Origin of the sequence: Pontibacter sp. 13R65 (assembly GCF_047525655.1) — a bacterium.
Taxonomy (GTDB): domain Bacteria; phylum Bacteroidota; class Bacteroidia; order Cytophagales; family Hymenobacteraceae; genus Pontibacter.
Map to the genome: position 1 here is coordinate 1 of NZ_JBLIQL010000014.1, position 21,688 is coordinate 21,688.

A 21,688-nucleotide genomic window follows, 5' to 3' on the forward strand; every position below is an offset into this window, starting at 1 on the left:
ACGGCGATCTCGGTCTGGGAGAGGGGGACGGCCTTCAGGGCCAGGTACTCGAGGATGTCGAGGCCCTTCTCCAGGGCCGGCGCCTGGTACTTGACAGCTTTTTCTGTCATGGGTCAATTGCGTTAAGTTTGGTGGATAATTTAAGTATGATACAAACTAGTGTTACTTAGTTTTATTAGTAAACTAAGATACTACAAATATCTTGATTATGGATTATTAAGATTAAACTTCTGGGGTTTATGCAACACAAATGTGCTAAGGCATAAGATGGAGTTTTTGTGTAGAAAATACCTTAAAGCCAACTCGTAAAAAAGCATAACTGGTTTAGCTTGTAAAGCTTGTTTAAGACAAAAAAAACGAAAACATATGAAAACAAAAACACGTAAATTTGTTTTCATATGTAAAATAATTATTTATCTTTGAATTAGTAATTAGGGTAATAGCTTCCTGGCAACTTTAGTGGTTAAAAAGTTTAGAAAGGACTATTTACTTTATTATGTCGGTAGGTTTTAAGCCTATTATTTTTTAAAGCAGCAATCACTAACATTAGTTTTAAGATAAATGGTGTTGCCATTTTCCTGACATGCTGACCTCATGTTTAAAACCAGTTCTGGATAGTAATGTATGCTCCGCTGAGTTCTGATTTTGTTCTACAGTATACTGTTAACAAATTAAATGAGCTTGCCGTCATTTCCCGTAATTTTTAGGCCCCATCCTAGTGCTTTGTGTATTCCCTTGTTGCTCTTGATGATTTACGGCTTTATGAATTAATTCCTAAACTATATACACATGAAAAAGATTATCTACCCAATCAGAAAACTGCTGCTCCCCTGCATGCTGCTGGGAGTGAGCCAGGTTGGCTATGGTCAACAGCAGGCATTGTTACAGTTTCAGCAGAATGGCTTGCAGGAACTGGTGCTGGCCTCCGTGGACGGAGGAAAGGCTGCGGTAACTGGCAAAGGAGAGGCTTCAAACGCCACCGCACTACAGCAGGAAACCACAGTGACAGGTAGAATTCTGGATGAAAAGGGTGCAGGTTTACCAGGTGTAACTGTTATGGTAAAGGGAACCTCTATTGGAACTTCAACAGATATTGACGGAAATTTTTCGCTTACAGCCCCAAGTGGCACTGGCTCACTAGTTGTTTCGTATGTGGGCTACAACACCCAGGAGATACCTATAAACAACCGTGCTACTATAAACGTGAACATGGTTCCGGATGCCAAAGCGTTGCAGGAAGTCGTGGTAGTAGGTTATGGCACTCAGAATAAAGCTAACCTGACAGGCGCCGTGTCTACGGTTACTGGAGAAACACTTACGCAGCGGCCAGCTCCTAACGCCGCTAACCTGATTCAGGGGCGGGTAACCGGGGTGCAGGTAACGCAGCCATCTGGGGAGCCAGGCCGCGACAATCCTAATTTTCGGATAAGGGGAAGGGGGACCTTCGGGAATGCAGATCCGTTGGTGCTGATCGATGGAGTGGTGGGCTCGTTTAACAACCTGTCGCCAGACGATATAGAGTCGGTAACGGTGCTGAAAGATGCTGCCTCGGCTTCTATTTACGGCTCGAGGGCGGCTAATGGCGTAATTCTGGTTACAACCAAAAGAGGAAAATCTGGCCAGGTGAATGTTAGTTATCGTGCCAACGTGGCCAGGCACACACCCACAGCGCTACCTGACCTGATCACGAACTCGGCTGAGTATATGGAAATGTTCAACCAGGCGGCAGAGCGTTCAGCGGGTGTAACTTTTAGATTTGCTCCGGAAGAAATAGAGAAATACCGTAATGCCACCGATCGGAATCTTTATCCTAATTTCGACAACGTGGATTATTACATGAACCCTGCCACGGTCACGAACCATAGCTTGGCCGTATCGGGTGGAGGAGAAAAGAACAGCTTTAATCTGTCGCTGAGCTACCTCGACCAAAATGCTGTAATACCTGGGTATAATTTTAACAGGTACAACGGTTTGCTAAGCTACACAAGCGAACTAAGCAAGCACGTAACGGTAGGAACTGTTATGAACCTTGCTTACAAAGACAGAAAAGAACCGCCGTTTACAGGGGAGGGGATGGCGCTCTCTATCTATGCGGCCGGTCCTTTGTATGGCCCTTTTCTTCCAGACGGCAGTGGCCGGGTTGCCTCCAGGGCATACCAGCTGGAAGGTAGAAACCGAAACCCACAGGAGTACTATGCTATGGGGCGGCAGCGCACCCAGGAGTACAACCTGAACGGGCAGGCTTTCATCGACATCAAACCATTTAAAGGCTTCACATGGTCTACCAAAGCGGCGCTTAATTATGTAGATGAATTTTATAAAATGCATCAGCAGCCTTACAAGGCTTACCTCACGCAGGAAAGAGACCCTGCTACCGGCGACTACAAGGCCGACTCTTATGGCCCTGATGTATTGGGTGTTACAGACATGTATGCCAAGCAACTAACGCCTACTATCTTCTCTACCATAACCTACGAGAAAAGCCTGAGCGAAGTGCACAACTTTAAAGCCCTGGCCGGCTACGAGCAGGTTAGCTATAGGTCTCGCGCATTGAGCGCCAGGAGGATTAACTCTGCCTCGCCGGTATTAGATGAACTGACCGCATATACCGCAGATAACCAGGCTCTGTTCTTTAACCACCCGCGCCTGCCAGGTACTCCTCAACCTACGGAGTGGGCGCTTCAGTCCTACTTTGGTCGGCTAAATTACGATTACAAGGGCAAATACCTGGTGGAGGCTAACCTGCGCTACGATGGTACCTCCAGGGTGTCGCCAGGATATCGTTGGGGAGCGTTTCCTTCGTTCTCTGCTGGCTGGTTAATGTCTGAAGAAGATTTTTTCCGCAACACCTTCGGCAACACCATTGGCAACTTTAAACTACGCGCCTCCTATGGCACACTGGGTAACCAAAATATTGGACCTTATGCCTATCATAATAACCTGGTTATCAATAATGTTTTCTACCCTTTTGGTAATGCAAACATGCAGCAGGGGGCAGTGGTGAACTTGTTTGTAGATCAGAGCATCCGTTGGGAGTCTACGCGCATGCTCGACTTTGGCTTCGACATGGACGTTAAGAATGGGCTTCTGGGTATCACCTTCGATTGGTACCGTAAAACAAGCTTCGATGTTCTGTCCGAAATTCTTGTTCCTGCTAGCTTGGGCCTGAACGCGCCTGTTGTAAATAACGGTAAAATTCGTAACCAGGGCATAGAACTGGAGCTGTCGCACCGTAACCAGGTAGGAGAAGTAAATTACAGCGTGTTTGGCCAGATTTCTACCGCTAGAAATAAGGTCTTGCAAATTCCTGTTCCCAACAGATCAGGCTCCTTGATAAGAGACAACGGCATACCCTACGACTCACACTTTTTGTATGAATGGGACGGCATTTTTCAACTCGAAGACTTCGACGAGAGTGGTGCGCTCAGGGAAAATGTTCCACAGCATGCGGCCAATACTAGTCCTAGGCCGGGCGACCTAAAGATGAAGGACCAGAACGGCGACGGAATTGTTGACGCTGACGACCGTATTGTGGTAAAAGGCGCTTATCCAGATTACATCTACTCATTCGGATTTAATGTTGGCTATAAAGGTTTTAGCCTGGATGCCTTCTTCCAAGGGGTGCAAGGTGTAAAGTCAAGGGTGTCTGGCTGGGGTGTTGATCCGTTTCATCAGGGAACTGCTCCGACCGAAAAATGGCGGAATGCCTGGTCTCCGACTAACCCGACGAACGAGCTCCCGATCCTCTATATCCAGAATTACCCTGGTGTGCAGGCATATATCAACTCCACCTATTTTCTGCAGGATGCCTCTTACCTACGCCTGAAGAACGTGGTGCTTTCTTACTCACTGCCAACGGCCCTGGTGTCGCGCATCAAGTCAAAAGGAATCAGTGTGTACGTGTCGGGCGACAACCTGCTCACCTGGACCAAGTACGAGGGCAGCGACCCTGAAAGAGCCAGCATAACAGGCAACTTTGCACAGTATCCGCAGACCAGAATCTACAACATAGGCACAAACATTAACTTCTAAGCAAACGGCAATGAGAATAAAACACAACATCTCGATGTTTTTATCAGCTAGTATGCTGGTAGTAGGAGTATCTTGTACAGACTTTCTTGAAAAGGCTCCCTTAAACAGTATTTCAAACGAAACTTTCTGGCTCTCTGAGGCTCATGCACAGGCTGGCATAACTGGTGTGTATAGCAGGCTGCAGCAAAACTTCCTTGGTTATGAGCGGGTATACTTGGATGGCATCTCAGACAATGCCTTTCTTGATCCGGGAAACGGCAACCAGAATGGCATGCCAAATCTGGCCACTGGCAATATAACACCCGTTTCGGGTGCTGCTGTCAGAAACATGTTCAGCTCGCCCTACCGCGCCATCGCTTCCTGCAACTACTTTTTAGATAATATAGACAAGGCCCCCATCAGCGCCGAACTTAACACAAGGTACCGAGCAGAAGCCCGGTTTATCAGGGCACTGGCCTATTTTGACCTGGTGCAGGCATTTGGAGGCGTGCCTATTTACACAACCTTCCCGAGCACCATTGCAGAGGCCAACATTGCCCAAAGTACACAGGAACAGGTGTACTCCCTTGTGCATGAGGATCTTGATTTTGCCATCGCCAACCTGCCAGACGAGCGGTATACTGGGCGGGCTGTGCGAGGAAGCGCCCAGGGGCTAAAGGCACGGGTGCTGCTGACGCAGAACAGATTCGCCGATGCGGTGCCGGTGCTACAGCAAATTATCGGTTCCGGCAAGTTCGCGCTGGCAAACAACTACGCCGCCCTGTTCCGAACTGAAGGCCAGGCGAATGCCGAGGTAAATCGCGAGATCATGTTCTCTACGCAATACTTGGCACCGAACAACGTGCACCGCAGCAACGCTGGCATGGATATCGAACTTGGCTGGTGGTCGCTGATGCAGCCGTACAAAGACCTGGCAGATGCTTACGAAATGACCGACGGCAAACCAGCCAGCAGTTCGCCTTTGTACGACCCTGCCAACCCTTACGCCAATCGCGACCCACGCCTCGACATGACGGTGAAATTACCCGGTGAGGTCTGGAGCAATGACGCAGGCGAAGAGTGGACAGGTAGCTACACGACGGTAACCGATTTTCTGATGGAAAAATACGTGGACCTGTCGCGGGCGCCCTTTACCAACAACACCGCCCAGGACTCAGACCAAGATTACATACACCTGCGCTATGCAGACGTGCTGCTGATGTACGCGGAGGCTCTGAACGAGGTAAATGGACCAAACGATGCTGTGTACAGCGCCTTGAACGAGGTACGGGCAAGGCCTACTGTAAACATGCCGCCTGTGGACCGGGCGCTGTACAGTACCCAGGAAACCCTTCGCGATTACATCCGGCACGAGCGGAGAGTGGAGCTTGCGCTGGAGGGCCAACGCTACAACGACTTAAAAAGATGGCGTATTGCCCACATCAAGCTGCCTACCCTCAGAACACCAGGAGGAGTTCCGCTCCAGTTTAATCTGAATAATTATGTGCTGCCGTTCCAGCAGTCGGAACTTGATGCCAACCCGAACCTGGTGCAAAACCCAGGTTATAACTAAAAGCAATTTCTGTGCTGAAGCTGCTCTTTGTAAGGGCAGTTTCAGTACAGGAAACTTTTCTGGCGCAGTGGCCAGCATCCTCCTCAGCCTTTTATGCCCCAGGGTGTTTTTTGCCTCCGGAAGGCTAAAATCATTAGAATAATTCTATGGGCTGCTCCAGAGGAATCTAAACGCAATTCAAAATAAAGAAAAGGATGTCTTTCAAAAGCTGAGGCGTACCAAAAAGCCATAGGTATTTTGTGTGAAACAGCGCTCTGGAAGCTCTTTTTCATTAGAATAATTTAATTTTTAGAACCTGCCTTCTGGAAGGCTTTTACTCTTCCCTGGTACTCACAGCTAAAGCTCCAGTGTAGCCTTCGCAGTATCTCGATTTTCTGATTACCGTGGCACGAAAGAGGAAGAAACATACGTTGCACTTACATTCCTATACTGTTATACTTATTTTTGCCAGATAAGACAACAGTTGCGTTTCTTCTGAACAAACTCAAGTACCATGAACCACCTCCTCAAGTCCACCTGGTGTGGCCTATTTCTGATTCTTTTCCTGTCAACTTCTTCTGCCTTGGCGCAGGTACCAGCGCTTAAGACGTATAATATCATCTGGGACAGCCAAAGCAAAAACGCCAGCGAATCGATGCCCTGCGGTGGTGGCGACATAGGGCTCAATGTGTGGGTGGAAAACGGCGAACTGCTTTATTACATGTCAAGGAGCGGGGCTTTCGAAGAAAACAACATCTTTCCGAAATTTGGCCGAGTGCGTGTAAAGCTTTCACCCAACCCGTTTGAAGACGGCACCCGTTTCAGGCAGGAGCTAAAGCTGCAGGAAGGGCTGGTAGAAATAACCGGCACCAAAGGAAAACACGCTGCTACCATTACGGCCTGGGTTGATGTGTTCAGACCCGTTATTCATGTAGACGTAGCCAGCAACCAGCCGGTGCAGGCAACCGCCACCTACGAGAACTGGCGCACCCATAACCGGGAATTGCTACAGGGGGAAAAATTCTCTAGTTCTCTTAAATGGATTAAAACTCCTGCCATCAGCTACAAAGATATTGTTGACTTCAAGGGAGATGACGTACTGTTTTATCACCGCAACCAGGACTCCACCATTTTTGACTTAACTGTTAAATCGCAGGGACTAGATTCTATAAAGTCAGAACTCCTGAACCCGCTCCGGCGCCTAACCTTCGGGGGGCTTATGCGAGGGGCAAACATGGTGCCGGCGGGCAACACAGAAGGGAAGTATTTAAACACTGCTTACCAGGGCTGGAAACTGCAAAGCAAAACAACGCAAAAAAAGCACAGTATAGAAGTGTTTTTGCATATCGAGCAGGCAGCAGACGTAGCAACCTGGCAGGCAGGTCTGGCTAAAACAGTAAAAGAGGCAAAGGCGGCCGAGAGAACCGCCTTCCGCAAGAGCCAGGACTGGTGGAAGCAATTCTGGCAAAGAAGCTACGTATTGATTAACCCAGATAAGCCAGATGCTGCTGCGGCTCCCTGGCAGGTAGCGCGAAATTACCAGCTGTTCCGTTATCAGTTGGCGTGTAATGCGTACGGTGCTTACCCTACCAAATTTAATGGCGGACTTTTTACCGTAGATCCTGTTTTTATAGACTCCACCCGTTACCCCTTTACCCCCGATTACCGCAACTGGGGCGGAGGCACCTTTACGGCCCAGAATCAACGGCTGGTGTATTGGCCCATGCTCAAAAGCGGCGATTTTGATATGTTGCTTCCTCAGTTCGAATTTTACCGGCGCCTGCTGCCCACCGCCGAAAAACGCACAGCACATTACTGGGGGCACAAGGGCGCTTCTTTTACGGAGCAGATCGAAAACTTTGGCCTGCCTAATTATGCAGAGTATGGCCTCAAACGTCCCAAAGGTTTCGACCCTGGCGTAGAATACAATGCCTGGTTGGAGTACCATTGGGATACCTCCCTGGACTTTTGCCTGATGATACTCGACATGCAGCGCTACACAGGCAAAGACATAACGCAATACATGCCCCTGATCGAAAGCTGCGTTATTTTTTTTGATGAGCATTACCAGTACCGGGCTGGCATGCGCGGCGCTAAGAAATTAGATGAAAACGGCCACCTGGTGTTGTACCCGGGTACTGCAGCCGAAACATTTAAAATGGCCTACAATGCAAACTCCACCATTGCCGGTCTCAAAACAGTCTTGAGTCGTATGTTGGAGCTCCCTCAATCTTACGGCACCTCCGAAGCTCGCAGCTCCTGGGAAGCAATGCTGAAACGCGTACCGCCTCTAAGTTTCCGGGAAATGCAGGGGCACAAAACCTTATCGCCGGCTAAAAGCTGGGAGCGTATGCAAAATACCGAAATCCCACAGCTCTACCCTGTTTTCCCGTTCGGCATGTACGGCATAGGCAAGCCAGATCTGGAAGTAGCCATAAACACCTGGAAATACGACACTGATGCTATTAAGAACCGGAACTACACCAGCTGGCACCAGGACAATATTTTCTGCGCCCGCCTGGGCCTCACCGAGGAGGCAGCTGCCATAACCATTCAGAAGCTAGGAAATGCTGACCGACGCTTTCCTACTTTTTGGGGACCTGGGCAGGATTGGGTTCCGGATCATAACTGGGGTGGCTCCGGCATGATCGGTTTGCAGGAAATGTTACTGCAGGCCGACGGTGAAAAAATTTATCTTTTCCCCGCTTGGCCACAAGACTGGGATGTAACTTTTAAACTCCATGCACCCTACAACACAACTGTAGAAGGCAAGCTGGTGAATGGTAAGATAGAGCAATTAAAGGTAACTCCGAAGCAAAGGCAGAAAGATATAGTGTTTATAAATATTCAATGATTTTAAGAAAGAGTATACACCTTGAATAAAAAGTTTGTAAAAGCAAAGTACTGTATTTAATGTAGTACATACTTAAAAAATTAATAAGGTTAGTTTGTTTTATAAATAAATTATATATTTATATTTGAATGCAAAAACTAACTAACATTTATGTCTTCTGGACCAGTAAAATTAACAGGTATAACTTGGGATCATAGTAGAGGCTTAGTGCCTATGGTGGCAACAGCGCAGCGTTTCGGAGAACTGAACCCAAATGTTGAAATTAAGTGGGTGAAACGCTCTCTACAGGATTTTGCGGACAAGCCGCTTGGCGAACTGGCCAGTGATTATGATTTAATTGTGATTGACCATCCATGGGCAGGGTTTGTTTCTGCCAATGGCGTGCTGGTGCCGATGGACGAGCATTTGCCTCAAGCATATTTAGAAGATCAGGCAAATAATAGCGTGGGGTCCTCTTACAAAAGCTATGCTTATGATGGCCACCAGTGGGCACTTGCCATAGATGCTGCCACACCTGTTGCCTCTAGCCGCCCAGACCTGCTTGCAAAACATAACCTGACACTGCCTCAAACCTGGGAAGATGTATTGAATCTTGCCGGTGAAGGATTTGTTGCTTTCCCTGCCATTCCAATTGATACTTTAATGAACTTTTACATGTTCTGTATTGCGAACGGGGAGGAGCCGTTCCTGTCGGAGCAGGAGGTGGTAAGCAAAGAGATTGGTATTAAAGCATTGCAAACGCTCCGTTACCTGGCTCAAAAAGTAGATAAAAGCTGCTTCGACTGGAATCCTATAAAGGTGTACGAAGCCATGACCCGTACCGACAAGTATGTGTATTGCCCCTTTGCCTATGGCTACACCAACTACTCCCGCCCTGGCTACGCCAGCAACCTGCTGCATTTTCATGATATAGTTTCTTTTGGAGACAGCGGCAAGTTAAGGAGTACACTCGGTGGAACAGGTCTTGCGGTATCTACTACCTGTAAACACGTAGAGGTGGCCATGGAATATGCTGCTTTTGTAGCCTCGCCCGAGTGCCAGCAAACGCTGTATTTTACAAGCGGTGGACAGCCTGGGCATCGGGCAGCCTGGCTAAATGAAGAAACAAACAGACAGTCAGCCAACTTTCTGGAGGCTACACTGCCAACACACGACAGAGCATTTCTGAGACCAACATACAAAGGCTACATGCACTTCCAGGACCATGGTGGTACACCAATCCGCAACTACATGATGCAGGGAGGAAATGAGGAGCATGTGCTAAACGAACTTAATACATTATACAAAGAATCAAGAAAATGAAGCCACTGGAGAATCTGGTAGTGCTGGAGTTTTGCCAGTTTATGGCAGGCCCTTCAGCAGGCTTGCGCCTGGCAGATATGGGCGCGAGGGTGATAAAGATAGAGCGGCCCGGAAAAGGAGAGAGTGGCAGACAGATTTCGATCAAGAACCTGTTCTCTGGCGATGATGGCATTGTATTCCACACCATTAATAGGAACAAAGAATCTTATGCGGCCGACCTTAAAAATCCGGAAGACCTGAAGCGCATAAAAAAGCTGATTGAGCAGGCTGATGTGATGACGCACAATTTCAGGCCGGGTGTGATGGAGAAAATTGGTCTGGATTATGATACGGTGAAAGCCATTAATCCCAGAATAGTATATGGAGTAGTAACCGGTTACGGTAACAAAGGTCCCTGGGCCTCAAAACCCGGCCAGGATCTGCTGTTGCAGTCGCTCTCTGGTTTAACTTTCCTGTCTGGCGATAAAAACGATGCACCCACTCCCTTTGGCCTGGCCGTGGCCGACATGCTGTGTGGCGCTCATTTTGTACAAGGCATACTGGCTGCACTTATCCGAAGAGGTAAAACTAAAACGGGTGCCCTGGTGGAGGTAAGTCTGCTGGAGTCTATACTTGATTTTCAGTTTGAGGTAATTACCACTTACCTGAACGATGGCGGTAAACTGCCCGACAGAGCTATGCAAGGCAATGGGCATGCTTACCTGAGCGCTCCATACGGAGTCTATAAAACAAAAGACCGGCACCTGGCCCTGGCCATGGAAGACCTGCACACCCTTGGCGAAACACTTGGCTGTTATGAACTGTTAGAGTACAAAAGCAGCGACTCCTGGTTTGTGTACCGCGACGATATTATGCGTAAACTCGGGTTATTCTTAAAAGAACGCACCACTGCCGAATGGCTTGCAGTACTGGAGCCAGCCGATATCTGGTGTGCCGACATTCTGAATTACGAGGAGTTCCTGAACCATGCAGGCTACAAGGCTTTGCAAATGGAGCAGGAAACTATAACTGCAAGTGGCGACAATATCCGTACCACCCGCTGCCCCATCAGAATAGACGGGCAACGACTTTTCTCATTTAAACCTGCTCCGGCCGTAGGAGAACATGTGAAGGTAATCGAGAGGGATTTTAACCTGTCAGCAGGTTACGGTAACGCTTCCTGATACAATAGTAAAACAAAATTTAATTATTAGTGTGGCTGTTTTAGGAGCCCCAAACCGATAGTTCAATTGTAGCTGGGAGCGTATAACACTACTACCACTACTATTGTGCACGCAACAGGTGGGGCTATAGTGTACAAACGCAAAAGCAGCGGCATATTGTATAATACATTATCTAGAACGGAGGCCATACGCGGTTATGCTCATGATAAAACCTTTAGAAGATATTTTAGTTGTAGATTTCAGCCAGTTTCTCTCCGGCCCTTCTGCCAGTTTGAGACTGGCCGATTTAGGTGCAAGAGTCATAAAAGTAGAGAAACCCGGTACTGGCGACATATGCAGACAGCTGTACGTGTCTAACCTGATTATGAACGGCGACTCGTCTGTGTTTCATGCCATAAACAGAAACAAAGAGAGCTTTGTGGCCGACCTTAAAAATGAGGCAGACCGACATGAGATCTGGGAACTTGTAAAGCAGGCCGATGTGGTGATGCATAATTTCAGGCCGGGTGTTATGGAAAGACTCGGCTTCGACTACGAGGCTGTAAAGCAAGTTAACCCCGAAGTGGTATATGGTGAAATATCGGGTTACGGAGATGAAGGACCCTGGCGCGACAAGCCTGGCCAGGATCTGCTGGTGCAATCGCTCTCTGGCTTAACCGGCCTGAGTGGCAATGGCGATAAAGGGCCTGTACCTATGGGTATTGCTATTGTAGATATTTTAACCGGTGCGCACCTGGCACAAGGCCTGATGGCCTGCCTCGTTAGAAAAGGAATTTCTGGTCAGGGAGGCCTGGTGCAGGTAAGCATGATGGAATCCATCGTCGATTTCCAGTTTGAGGTAATTACAACCTATTTCCGCGATGGCGGCGAGCCTACCGTTCGTTCCCTTAAAAACAATGCACATGCCTACCTGGGGGCTCCTTACGGTATTTACCGTACCAGCAATGGCTACCTGGCTATTGCCATGGCCTCTATTCCCCAATTAGGCACATTGCTCGATTGCCCGGCCCTGCTGGAGTATCAGGAGGTAGCCTCTTGGTTTGACAAGCGCGATGAAATTAAATCGATACTGGCGGCGCACCTGCTGAAAGGCACAACCGAGCAATGGCTGGCCGTGCTGGAACCTGCCGATGTGTGGTGCTCCGATGTGCTAAGTTGGGATAAACTGATGCAGCACGAAGGCTTTAAGGTGCTGGAGATGATACAGGAGGTCAGCATGGGCGACGGCTACCGTTACCGCACCACCCGGTGCCCCATTAAAATAGATGGGGAGTTGTTGCTCTCTAGCAAAGGAGCGCCCAAATTAGGAGAACATACGGCAGCCATTATAGAAGAAATGCTGGTAAAACATTCTACCGGAAAATAAAGCCGACGCGGCTGTTTACATCTTATTTTTCTAAACAAGAACAAGATATAGGCAGCCGCTAAGACTTTGGCCTATATTATATACGGTTCAGAACTCCTGCTCCTGCCAAGTAAACCTCAGTGCCAGTTTGGAACAGTCGGTATCTTTAAAGGCTCTTTTTCAATCAGAGCCCTCCTGTATAATTTCTAAATTAGATTAGCGGTCAGTACCTTAGCTTTACCGCTAATTTTTAATAATGCTCTTTTGCCAGTTTTCATTAATATATGTTCACTATGCCTGAAAACAACAATACGCTTAGATTCGCAGTCAGAAAATTTGGCCCTTTTGAGGCCGCTTTAGAAAAGACCTGGAAAGCCTATTGTAAAGAAACAGGTTGTACCCTGCAGCTCGAAGCTGTTCCCATGGAACTGCACGACCTGCATAACGCAGCTCTTGTGCAGAACGGGCTCAGGAACGGAGACTGGGATATAGCGCATCTCAATACCGATTGGATTGCTGAAGCCCAGGCCACTGGTGCCATTGCTGATCTTGTCCCTTTCATAGAAAAAAACAGACTAGATGAATTTCCTGCAGGTTGGTCAGACGCCCTCTTGCAGATGCAGCAGTTCGGGGAGCAGGTGGTAGGCTTGCCTTTTCATGATGGGCCGGAATGCCTGATCTATAGAAAAGACCTTTTTGAAGATCCGTCTGAACAAGAAAATTACCGGAAACAGTTTAGCAAAGAGCTAGCTCCGCCCAAAACCTGGGATGATTTTGTAACTATCGCACGCTTTTTTCAGCGGCCGGAGCAGGGGCTGTATGGTACTCTCTTTGCGGCCTACCCCGACGGTCATAACACTGTTTTCGATTTTTGCCTGCAACTCTGGACAAGAGGAGGAGAGCTTGTAGACACCGATGGGCGCCTAACCATAGACACGCCGGCTGCACGCGAAGGACTGGAATTTTACCGCAACATACTGCGCGACAAGGCAGCCGTACATCCGAACTGCGCTGATTTTGAGTCGGTGCGCGCGGGGCAGGCATTTGCCAACGGCGAAGTAGCCATGATGGTAAATTGGTTTGGTTTTGCTGCCGTGTGCGACGTAGACCCAGTCTCTAAGGTGAAAGGGAAGGTAGATATTGCCGACATTCCGCATGGCCCCACCGGCACAGGTGCCTCCTTAAATGTATACTGGATGTACACCATCGGTGCCGGGAGCTCCAAACAAGAACTTGCCTACGATTTTATTCGGTTTGCCACCAATACAGAGAACGACAAACAGCTGACGCTTGCCGGAGGTATTGGTTGCCGCATCTCTACCTGGCACGACCCCGAAATTAATCGTGTAGTGCCATATTACCACAAGTTGGAGCATTTGCACAAAAAATCCAGAACCTTGCCCCGGCATGCTGATTGGGCCAAGGCAGCAGAAGTAATAGACCAGGTGGTGCTTAAAGCTTTAAATTCCGACTTGCCCATAGACCATATCCTGCAAGAGGGGCAGCAACAACTAAACAAAGTGTTCAGCAAATAATGGAGTTACGCTACAAACCTGTATTACCAGAGCAGCCTCTGCCAATTGTAATTATAGGAGCTGGTGGCATTGTGCACGATGCCCATTTACCTGCCTACAAAAAAGCTGGCTTCAGCATATTCGGTATTACCGATAAGGTAACAGAAAAGGCCGAAAAACTAGCAGCCGACAATCAGATAGAGCATGTGTTTGCTTCCGTGGCCGAAGCAGTTGCCGCTGCACCCGAAAATGCGGTGTATGACATAGCCTTAATGCCTGCGCATTTTGTGGAGGTGCTGGAGCAACTCCCCGATGGAGCGGCAGTCCTGATTCAGAAGCCTATGGGCGACAACCTGGACCAGACAAAAGAAATTTATGCGGTTTGTAAACGGAAGCACCTAAAGGCGGCTATTAATTTTCAGTTGCGATTTGCCCCTTTTGTAAGTGCGGCCCGCTACCTGATTGAGGCAGGATTAATTGGGGAGCTATACGACATGGAGGTTCGCTTAACCACCTACACGCCTTGGGAGCTTTTCCCGGCTGTAAAGGTGCACGAGCGGCTCGAGATCATGTTCCACAGCATTCATTATATCGATTTGCTGCGGTCTTTCCTTGGGGATCCGGAAAGTATTTATGCCAAAACGCTGCGCAACCCGCACAAAAAACTGTCCTCGTCGCGCACTACGATTATCTTTGATTATGATGATAGCCTACACGCTGTTATCAACACCAACCACGATCATGTGTTCGGGCCGCAGAACCAGGAGAGTTTTATAAAGTGGGAAGGTACCAAAGGAGCCATAAAAGCAAAAATGGGTCTGTTACTGGATTACCCGCATGGCGTGCCCGACAAGTTTGAGTACTGCCTGCTGCAGGAAGGGCAGGAGCCGGAGTGGAAAACGGTGGAGTTGGACGGAAGCTGGTTTCCGGATGCCTTTGTGGGCACTATGTCGAGCCTGATGCGCTTTGCGCAAGGCGAAACAACCGAATTGCCTACCAGTGTGGAGGACGTGAGGAAAACAATGGCCGTTGTGGAAAGCGCGTATGAGTCGAGCAACAACGGCGGAGTAAATGTTAAAAAGTATTATATTAATTGATTTAGCTTTATGCATATCAGATCTCAATTTTACGAGGATTACACCTTGGGCGACACCAGAGAAACGCTGGGTAGAACAATTACAGAAACAGATTTTGTGCTGCATGCCGGCCAGACAGGCGACTTCTTTCCGCACCACATGGATGCCGAATGGTGCAAGACACAGCCCTTTCAGCAACGTATTGCACATGGCACGCTCATTTTTAGCGTTTCCATAGGGCAAACTGCCTCCGAAATCAACCCGGAAGCTTTCTCTAAAGGATATGACCGTCTACGTTTTATCAAACCGGTTTTTATCGGCGATACCATCCATACCAAAGTAACTATCTCTGAGAAAGAAGACGATAAAAAGCCGCAGTATGGCAAAGTGGTAGAGCACGTGGAGGTGTTTAATCAGCGCGGCGAAATTGTGATGGTGGCCGACCATATTCTGCTCGCCAAACGCAAAGATTACGAAGCTTAATCTAAACTCTTTCATGCTGGATGTACCAAGTTGCAAAGCATGAAAGAGTTTTTTATTTTAATTTCAGTGTTACAACATTTAGAAAGTTGCCAATAACTACTTATTTTGCTGAGACTTCTGATTACCCTCACTTCCGGAACCTGATGGATTGGCGGAGAAAGCAGGAGTAGTGCTCAATAACGGATATCTTGATGCAGCGTAGGCCGAGCCTGTTTATACCCGTTTTTGCCTCTGGGAGTCCATTTTCATTAGAATAATTGGCTTAATGTGCTGATTGATGAATTTGAAGATTTAAGGATTTATTTGAGTGGGAGAGGCAACGGAAAAACCTCCAAGTGCGTGTAGCTCCTGGGTGCATTTGGGCCGGGCAGGAGTACCATTGAGAATCAACTTCAGGGAAAATCTATTGTCTGTAATCTATTCATGCTAAAATATATATACTGAAACAATCGTTAGTTATTTGCTTCAGGCAGCTAACACTAAACCCTAATTCCCCACCCTTACCTCACCATGATAGTACCCAACCCCATTGCAGGAACAGCCTTGCATGCTGTAGGAGGCATCTCCGCTTCTACCTGCTATCTGCCTTACCATAGAACCAAACAATGGTCCTGGACATCGTTCTGGCTAGTGCAGTCGCTTTTCGCCTGGATTATTGTGCCTACTGTGCTAGGTATATTTACGGTGCCAGACTTTTTTGAAATCCTGGCCAATGCTCCCACCGATGTAGTGCTGGGCGCATTTTTTTTAGGTGCCTGCTACGGCTTTGGTGGTATGTCGTTTGGGTATGCTACCCGTTTTATTGGCTACTCCCTTACCTATACCATTTCTATTGGCTTATCGGCCATCATCGGTACGCTCACGCCTTTGCTGTTACGTGGCGAGGTGGTGGAGTATTTCCAGCGGCCAGGTGGCGACATTATTCTGACGGCCATGGCTGTTTCGATGCTGGGCGTGGCACTTTGCGGCTTGGCCGGTTTTAAGCGTGAAAGAGAAATGGGAGAGGGGCAACGCTTCGATATGAAGAAAGGCCTGATGCTAACGATTATCGGTGGTATTTTGTCGGCTGTGTTCAACATTTCTCTGGAGTACGGGCAACCTATTGCCGACATGGCCGCAGCCAACGGAGCCGGTCATTTTGAAGGAAATGCCAAACTGATTGTGTCTACGGCTGGTTGCTTTGTGGTAAACCTGGTGTGGTTTATGGTGCTGGCGCTCAAAGAAGGCAATTTAAAAGAGATGACGAGCAAAGGCAGTGGCCTGGGTAAATTAGCCATTCTGCGAAACTTTATGTGGTCTGGGCTAGCCGGAACGCTCTGGTGCTTCCAGTTTTTCTTCTATGGCCTTGGGCACGTAAAAATGGGTAACTTCCAGTTTGCCAGCTGGCTTATTCACATGTCGATGCTCATTTTCTTCAGCTTTGTAGTAGGCGTTATTATGAAGGAGTGGAAAGACGTATCGCGCAGAACTTATCTGCTGCTGATCGGGGCGTTGGTGGTATTATGTACCTCCTTCCTGATTATGACCTATGGCACCGTAAAAGGCCAGGCAGAAATGGGAGAAGTAAGTACAGGCAGCGGCCATTAGTGCTCTCCTGCCAAATTAAAAATGAGGCTCAGCGGTAGAAATATTGCTTCTTTTGCTGTGCCTAATATTTAGAAACCATTTGACTTGCACTAAGTGCATTTAAGAAAGTTGAGTTGAGCAGAAGAGGAATTATTCTAATGAAATGGCCCTTCAGAAGCAAAACGGCAGAAAAATGCGCAAGGGTTCCCATGTTTTTTGCATGCATGTACTTTGTGCGAAAATAAACATGCCTCAAGGGGCCTTGCTCTTAGCCATTAATTTATCGCCTTCTACCACTTCGAAACTCTTGGTAAGGAGTATAAAATCTTGGAAATTAAGTCGAAGGAGTATTAAACCTCTTCTAGTATAAAAGCAGCGGATGCTTCGGGTTTACACCTGGAGCATCCGCTGCTTTTTTGCTCTACTGATACCGTTCTTTTAGCAGCTGCATCATGTGCACATTTACATCCCACTGGCTGGTGATGGGTTGCCGGGTAAAGGGCATAGGCACCATGTAGGGGAAAGGGCCAAACTCGGGTGTGATGGTCAGCAAGGCATTTTCCTGTTTTTTTCTGGCGGCTACCTTATCCCACCAGGCCAAGTGGTGCTCTACAGCCTCTTGCCACTCCGGTACGCGTGGGTCTGGCACCTGTGGCCCCTCCGGGTAACCCACCCGGGCATGTATGTGCTCTGTGCGCGAAATAGCCAGCTCCATGGCCTCCTGCTGATCTTCGAGGTACGATTCGGCCACGTTTACCCAATGCGAGGCATCCAGCGTTATTTTAAGGTAAGGGATCTGGCGGAGGTACTCTTTGGTAATGTGAGCTGCAAACGCGAACTTGTTGCGGTGCGTTTCGTGGTAAACTTCTACCCCGGTGCTTTGGGTATAACCCACAGAAAGGTCTATCAGCGCCTTGTTCTGCTCAAACGAAAAGAAATCCTTCCCTGTCTGGCAATCTATTTTTAAAGCGCTGAATGGTCGTATTTTCTCGAACCAGGCGGCAAAGGTATCGTGGTGGCGGTTGTAATCGGCATCGTAAGTGCCGTAGTGCTGCGGAATAATCTCCAGCCCGTGCTTATCCAGTTTCTCCCATATTTCGCTTAGCTCTGCGTGAGTTGCCTCATTGGCAATAGCACACTCCACGCCTGCAAAACCAGCGCTTTTTATTTTCAAAAGAAAATCATCCCAAGGCATGTCTTCACATCCCCAGCGTGGGCAAAAAAACTTTACTTCCATATGTTTTAGATTTTAGACACTAGATTTTAGATCCTAGACCATTTATAAGGTGAGAGTTATGAGTTAGAAGTTAGATAAGAGCATCTACATCCTTAGACCAACAATTTAACAGGTAAGCTACTTGGCCAGACAACACCCAACAACTGAATTATTTAAATGAAAATGGCCTTCCAGAACCTTTTTTGTTCCGATCAGGCCTAGGAGTACGGGTGCAGGATTCCTTTAACTCATAACTTTAGACTCTTAACTTAGCTACACCTTGTGCTGCCGCTGGAACTGGTAAGGCGTGCATTTCAGGATCTTTTTAAACTGCTCGTTAAAGTTGGTCAGGTTATTATAGCCGCTTTCGTAACACACATTGCTTACCGAAACATCGCTCTCCATCAGGCGTTTGCAGGCATAACCAATCCGTATTTCGTTTACAAAGTGCGTGAAATTCTTTTTGGTTCTGTTTTTAAAGTATCGGCAGAATCCCGAGTAGCTCATGTTAGCTATTTCAGCCACTTTGCCTACCTGTATTTCATTTTTAAAGTTCGACATTACATAATCAAACACCTTGTTCAGGCGGTCATTGTCGCGAGAGTTCTGGCCACTTATTTCGGAGCTGGAGAGCAGTTCAAACTCGCCGGTATTGGCTAGAACAGTTAAAATGCTGAGCAGGCAGATAAGCCGTTCCATGCCCTGTAGCTGGAGCATATTATTCATTTTCTGGCTTATAAGCTCACGGGTGGAGCCGGTTATGTGCAGGCCCATACGTGCTTTCTGAAACAGCTGCTTGAGCTTTTGCATCTCGGGTATCCGCTTGAAATCATTTCCAAGAAAATCTTCCTTAAAATGAATCACCAGCGAACCGCCTGTGGCCTCGGGCTCTTCTTTCCGGAATAGGTGCGGTACATCGGGGCCCATAAAGGTAAGATTGCCTTCTTCGTAGTCGGAGACGTGGTTGCCTACAAACCGTTTCCCCTTGCCCTGCAAAATCAGTACGAGCTCATACTCGGAGTGGTAGTGCCAGGGGGTTTCGAAATGCGGCGTAAAGAAAGTATCCGCAACAAAAGAAGAGTGTTCTGACAAAGGAAGTTTTTGAATATGCGGCTTCATTTGGTTGCTTTACAGTGTAGAATATGCCTTTAATTTACCTTAATATTTAAACAATTGCCTAATTTATGTCAAAAAAGTTTGTTTATTTGCTAAAAAAGCGGTGGCGTAAGAATAAAATAAAAGCGAACTTTGGTTATGTTGATTTGAAAGAGAACGAAGATAAACGAAAGTTATTGAAATTTTCCTTAAATTCGAAGCTCTCGCTTACCACGACAGTCGGATTACAATAAAGAAAGCAATTACCCTTAGAAGCAGCTGGCTTCTTTTTTTTAAGCAATGTTTTAACAAACATTAGTTAGAGTAATAAAGTGTGAGTTCACTATTGTTAAACTGCTGGTGCAAAAGTACTTGGTTTGAATAAGAGTGATGGCTGTAAAGCTTTTTGAAAGTTGCGTTTGGCCTTGCTGGCTTACCTTTAGTTACTATTCAGTTATAAAAAACATAACCATATTCTATATGACCTTAACAAGCTTAACTCCCGAACAAAAGTTGCAGTACGAACAGGACGGTTACCTGATCGTAAAAAACTTTTTAAACAAAGAAGAAGTGGCACTGCTCTACGGCCTGGCTATAGAAGACGGCCAACTCCGCAAAAATGCATTTGAGTTTAAAGACCAAAGTGGTAAGCATACCCGGCTTACGCTCTGGTTCACGCCCGGCGACGATACGTTTGGCCTGCTCACACGGAGCGAAAAGATGGTGCATGCCGCGCAGGATTTATTAGGAGAAGGAGAGGTATGTCATTTTCATTCTAAGCTTATGCAAAAGGAGCCTGAAGTAGGCGGTGCTTGGGAGTGGCACCAGGACTATGGGTACTGGTATAAAAACGGGTTTTTGTACCCCGAAGCTATGCTGAGCGCCATGCTTGCGCTAACTGAGGCTACCAAGCTCAATGGCTGCCTGCAGGTGCTAAAGGCTTCTCATAAGATGGGCCGTTTTGAGCATAATTTTGCAGGCGAGCAACAAGGTGCCGACATGGATTTTGTAGAACAGGCCATTACGCGTTGCGAGCGCGTGCACGTAGAGCTGGAGCCAGGCGATATGCTCTTCTTCCACCCGAACCTGCTGCACATGTCTGAGGCTAACTTATCGGACAAGCCGCGCTGGTCGCTTATTTCGGCTTATAACCTGAGCTACAATGTGCCGTTCCGCGAAAAAAACACCTCCTGCATTACCCCTGTAAAAGTAGTTCCGGATGCTGCTATTCTGGCATCTGACCCTGTGGGCCTTTCGGCACAGACAGATTTTCTGAACAAGGAAAACGAAATTACTTTAAAAGTTAAATAAGGTTAAACAGAAAGCATAACAATGGATACCTCGTTAGATATTCAGTTAAACTACCTCCCGCGCCTGCCCCAGAACCTCGATTTAGGCATCGGCTGTATTGGCTCCGGGTTTATTATGGCCGATTGCCATTTGGTGGCTTACCGGCAGGCTGGCTTTAACCCTGTGGCCATTGCCTCGCGCCATCGTGCCAACAGCCAGGCTGTAGGCGACCGGCATGGCATCGGAAAAGTGTACGACAGCTACCAGGAACTGCTCCAGGACCCTGCCGTAGCGATCGTAGACATTGCGGTGCCGCCCAACTTTCAATTGGAGATTGTGCGGGAAGCGGTAAAGCATGCCGACCATATTAAAGGTATTCTGGTGCAGAAGCCAATGGCGGTAAACTATGAGCAGGCTAAAGAAATTGTTCGCTTGTGCGCTGAAGCAGGTATAAAGCTGAGTGTAAATCAGAACATGCGCTACGACCAGTCCATTAGAGCCTGCAAATCGCTGCTGGACCAGGGTGTGCTGGGTAGGCCTGTTTTTGCCTCCATCGATATGCGTGCCATTCCGCACTGGATGCCGTGGCAGAAAGAGCTCGGCTGGGCCACGCTCCGAACCATGAGCATCCACCACCTCGATGCGTTTCGTTTTTTGTTCGGCGACCCTACCAGGGTGTTCTGCAGCGTAACCGAAGACCCGCGCAATGGCAAAGACTTCCGCCACGAAGATGGGGTGTCGCTGTATATCCTGGAGTACGACAATGGCCTGCGCACCTCCGCCTGGGACGATGTCTGGACCGGGCCAAGCCGCGAAGGAGCTGCCAGCGATATTTACATTAACTGGCGTGTAGAAGGCACCGAAGGAACAGCAAAAGGTAGCATCGGCTGGCCTTTTTACCCGAAACGGACTCCGAGCACCCTCGACTATACCACCATTCAGGAAGGAGAGAAGTGGTTTAAACCACGCTGGGATGAAGTATGGTTCCCCGATGCCTTTGTAGGGCCGATGGCGCAACTAATGTGTGCCATTGAGGAGGATACCACCCCGGAACTAAGCGGCGAAGACAATCTCAAAACCATGGCACTGGTAGAAGCCTGCCATGTTTCTTATAAAGAGCACCGGGCGGTGGCCATACAGGAGATACTGGCAACTTAATAGAGAACACAAGACATTAGACATCAGGCAAAATGCTGCCGATCTGTTAAGCTGTATGGTTTT

At 47.9% G+C, this 21,688-nt stretch carries 14 protein-coding genes; 12 read left to right on the plus strand and 2 right to left on the minus strand.

What is annotated here, in order from left to right; all coding sequences use genetic code 11:
* Positions 1-789: 789 nt before the first annotated feature.
* The 10 genes from ACMA1I_RS15620 to ACMA1I_RS15665 all read left to right on the plus strand — a co-directional run bounded on the left by ACMA1I_RS15620 (position 790) and on the right by ACMA1I_RS15665 (position 16,887).
* On the plus strand, positions 790-4,032 hold the full coding sequence (locus tag ACMA1I_RS15620; protein ID WP_337069335.1) for a TonB-dependent receptor: 3,243 nt from the start codon (positions 790-792) through the stop codon (positions 4,030-4,032).
* 10 nt (positions 4,033-4,042) lie between these two features.
* The gene (locus ACMA1I_RS15625) at positions 4,043-5,584 is read left to right on the plus strand and encodes a RagB/SusD family nutrient uptake outer membrane protein (protein ID WP_337069336.1); all 1,542 of its coding nucleotides are present in this window, start codon (positions 4,043-4,045) and stop codon (positions 5,582-5,584) included.
* Between the two features lie 493 nt (positions 5,585-6,077).
* On the plus strand, positions 6,078-8,417 hold the full coding sequence (locus ACMA1I_RS15630) for a DUF5703 domain-containing protein (protein WP_337069337.1): 2,340 nt from the start codon (positions 6,078-6,080) through the stop codon (positions 8,415-8,417).
* Positions 8,418-8,567: 150 nt separating this feature from the next.
* The gene (locus ACMA1I_RS15635; protein ID WP_337069338.1) at positions 8,568-9,719 is read left to right on the plus strand and encodes an ABC transporter substrate-binding protein; all 1,152 of its coding nucleotides are present in this window, start codon (positions 8,568-8,570) and stop codon (positions 9,717-9,719) included.
* The gene (locus ACMA1I_RS15640) at positions 9,716-10,882 is read left to right on the plus strand and encodes a CaiB/BaiF CoA-transferase family protein (protein ID WP_337069339.1); all 1,167 of its coding nucleotides are present in this window, start codon (positions 9,716-9,718) and stop codon (positions 10,880-10,882) included. The genes ACMA1I_RS15635 and ACMA1I_RS15640 overlap by 4 nt, the downstream gene beginning before the upstream one ends.
* 202 nt (positions 10,883-11,084) lie before the next feature.
* Complete coding sequence (locus tag ACMA1I_RS15645) at positions 11,085-12,248, plus strand: CaiB/BaiF CoA-transferase family protein (RefSeq protein WP_337069340.1); 1,164 nt, start codon at positions 11,085-11,087, stop codon at positions 12,246-12,248.
* Positions 12,249-12,520: 272 nt separating this feature from the next.
* On the plus strand, positions 12,521-13,762 hold the full coding sequence (locus ACMA1I_RS15650; protein ID WP_337069341.1) for an extracellular solute-binding protein: 1,242 nt from the start codon (positions 12,521-12,523) through the stop codon (positions 13,760-13,762).
* Complete coding sequence (locus ACMA1I_RS15655) at positions 13,762-14,838, plus strand: Gfo/Idh/MocA family oxidoreductase (protein WP_337069342.1); 1,077 nt, start codon at positions 13,762-13,764, stop codon at positions 14,836-14,838. Before ACMA1I_RS15650 ends, ACMA1I_RS15655 begins: the two co-directional genes overlap by 1 nt.
* A gap of 9 nt (positions 14,839-14,847) precedes the next feature.
* Positions 14,848-15,300 (plus strand): MaoC family dehydratase, encoded by a 453-nt coding sequence (locus ACMA1I_RS15660; RefSeq protein WP_337069345.1) that lies wholly within the window; start codon positions 14,848-14,850, stop codon positions 15,298-15,300.
* A gap of 510 nt (positions 15,301-15,810) precedes the next feature.
* Positions 15,811-16,887, plus strand: a complete 1,077-nt coding sequence (locus tag ACMA1I_RS15665) for an L-rhamnose/proton symporter RhaT (protein ID WP_337069347.1) — start codon at positions 15,811-15,813, stop codon at positions 16,885-16,887.
* A gap of 400 nt (positions 16,888-17,287) precedes the next feature.
* On the opposite strand, the gene ACMA1I_RS15670 is transcribed toward ACMA1I_RS15665, so the two are convergent.
* Both ACMA1I_RS15670 and ACMA1I_RS15675 read right to left on the minus strand, forming a co-directional pair.
* Entirely contained in the window at positions 17,288-18,103 is an 816-nt protein-coding gene (locus tag ACMA1I_RS15670) for a sugar phosphate isomerase/epimerase (RefSeq protein WP_337069348.1), read from the minus strand.
* A gap of 252 nt (positions 18,104-18,355) precedes the next feature.
* Positions 18,356-19,201, minus strand: coding sequence for an AraC family transcriptional regulator (locus ACMA1I_RS15675; RefSeq protein ID WP_337069350.1), 846 nt, complete (start codon positions 19,199-19,201; stop codon positions 18,356-18,358).
* A gap of 456 nt (positions 19,202-19,657) precedes the next feature.
* On the opposite strand from ACMA1I_RS15675, the gene ACMA1I_RS15680 reads away from it, so the two are divergent.
* Positions 19,658-20,488, plus strand: a complete 831-nt coding sequence (locus ACMA1I_RS15680; RefSeq protein WP_337069351.1) for a phytanoyl-CoA dioxygenase family protein — start codon at positions 19,658-19,660, stop codon at positions 20,486-20,488.
* 21 nt (positions 20,489-20,509) lie between these two features.
* On the plus strand, positions 20,510-21,625 hold the full coding sequence (locus ACMA1I_RS15685; RefSeq protein WP_337069352.1) for a Gfo/Idh/MocA family oxidoreductase: 1,116 nt from the start codon (positions 20,510-20,512) through the stop codon (positions 21,623-21,625).
* The last annotated feature ends 63 nt before the right edge of the window (positions 21,626-21,688 follow it).

Coding starts and splice junctions, on each gene's coding strand:
- ACMA1I_RS15655 (WP_337069342.1), top strand. CDS start 13,762: ATGGAGTTACGCTACAAACCTGTATTACCAGAGCAGCCTCTGCCAATT.
- ACMA1I_RS15635 (WP_337069338.1), top strand. CDS start 8,568: ATGTCTTCTGGACCAGTAAAATTAACAGGTATAACTTGGGATCATAGT.
- ACMA1I_RS15640 (WP_337069339.1), top strand. CDS start 9,716: ATGAAGCCACTGGAGAATCTGGTAGTGCTGGAGTTTTGCCAGTTTATG.
- ACMA1I_RS15650 (WP_337069341.1), top strand. CDS start 12,521: ATGCCTGAAAACAACAATACGCTTAGATTCGCAGTCAGAAAATTTGGC.
- ACMA1I_RS15645 (WP_337069340.1), top strand. CDS start 11,085: ATGATAAAACCTTTAGAAGATATTTTAGTTGTAGATTTCAGCCAGTTT.
- ACMA1I_RS15670 (WP_337069348.1), bottom strand. CDS start 18,103: ATGGAAGTAAAGTTTTTTTGCCCACGCTGGGGATGTGAAGACATGCCT.
- ACMA1I_RS15680 (WP_337069351.1), top strand. CDS start 19,658: ATGACCTTAACAAGCTTAACTCCCGAACAAAAGTTGCAGTACGAACAG.
- ACMA1I_RS15675 (WP_337069350.1), bottom strand. CDS start 19,201: ATGAAGCCGCATATTCAAAAACTTCCTTTGTCAGAACACTCTTCTTTT.
- ACMA1I_RS15625 (WP_337069336.1), top strand. CDS start 4,043: ATGAGAATAAAACACAACATCTCGATGTTTTTATCAGCTAGTATGCTG.
- ACMA1I_RS15685 (WP_337069352.1), top strand. CDS start 20,510: ATGGATACCTCGTTAGATATTCAGTTAAACTACCTCCCGCGCCTGCCC.
- ACMA1I_RS15620 (WP_337069335.1), top strand. CDS start 790: ATGAAAAAGATTATCTACCCAATCAGAAAACTGCTGCTCCCCTGCATG.
- ACMA1I_RS15630 (WP_337069337.1), top strand. CDS start 6,078: ATGAACCACCTCCTCAAGTCCACCTGGTGTGGCCTATTTCTGATTCTT.
- ACMA1I_RS15660 (WP_337069345.1), top strand. CDS start 14,848: ATGCATATCAGATCTCAATTTTACGAGGATTACACCTTGGGCGACACC.
- ACMA1I_RS15665 (WP_337069347.1), top strand. CDS start 15,811: ATGATAGTACCCAACCCCATTGCAGGAACAGCCTTGCATGCTGTAGGA.